Origin of the sequence: Vibrio genomosp. F10 str. 9ZD137, assembly GCF_049974785.1 — a bacterium.
Lineage (GTDB): Bacteria > Pseudomonadota > Gammaproteobacteria > Enterobacterales > Vibrionaceae > Vibrio.
Map to the genome: position 1 here is coordinate 1 of NZ_JBNGCJ010000146.1, position 843 is coordinate 843.

1 protein-coding gene is annotated in these 843 nt (G+C 47.2%); it reads left to right on the forward strand.

Annotation, left to right across the window (positions count from 1 at the left end; translation table 11 throughout):
* A partial coding sequence (locus ACP45E_RS01900; RefSeq protein WP_158008359.1) for a hypothetical protein occupies positions 1-843 on the forward strand: 843 nt, incomplete at both ends.

Sequence of the window (843 nt, forward strand, 5' to 3'; positions counted from 1 at the left end):
CGCAGGAGGCGCAGCAGGGGGTGGTGCAGTTTCTATTGGCGCTGCTATAGCAAATAATGAAATCGGAACTCAGTCTGATCGTCTAACGGTCAATAGCTATGTTGATAGCAGCCAAATTCACGCATCGGGCTCCTTAACTGTAGATACTGACCTTGATATGACCATTACGGCAGGTGTTGGAGCAGGAAGTGCAGCAGTTGCTGGTGGTGCAGTCGGAATCAGCGCATCTGGTGCGGGTGTTGGTGTTCAAAACGACATTTATGCCGATGTTGGCAGCTACATTACCGACAGTACGTATATATCAGCGACAGATATCGCAGTGACTTCATTAAGTCAGTCGAAAATTAACGCAACGGCTGGTGCAGCTTCGTTATCAGCAAGCTTTGCTCCTGTTGGTTTTACGGTGTCTATTGCCGCATCTGCAATCACTAATAATGTCGACATCAATCTAAATAGTTATGTTCACAACTCTACATTACGCAGTAACGGCAACTTTACCCTAACGGCAACCGAGCAAGATAATGTGGTGACAACAGGCGTTGCAGCGTCAGTTGCACTTGGAATCGGTTTTGCTGGTGCTGGGGTCATCGTCGATAGTACCGTCACTGGAAATGTGGCTGTTGGGGCGACTGATTCTAATATTATTGTGAATGGCTCGGGGCAAATTAAAGCACTGGCGAATTCAAGTCAGCGTAGTGAGTCTTATGGTATAGCAGCAGGGCTGGTTGCTGCGGGTGTCGTTCTAGCAGACAGTGAGTCTAACATTGACACCGTCATAACCTTTAACACGGTTGATTATACGGGTGACAACTTAACTCTTAGTGCGAAAGCAACAGAGAACAA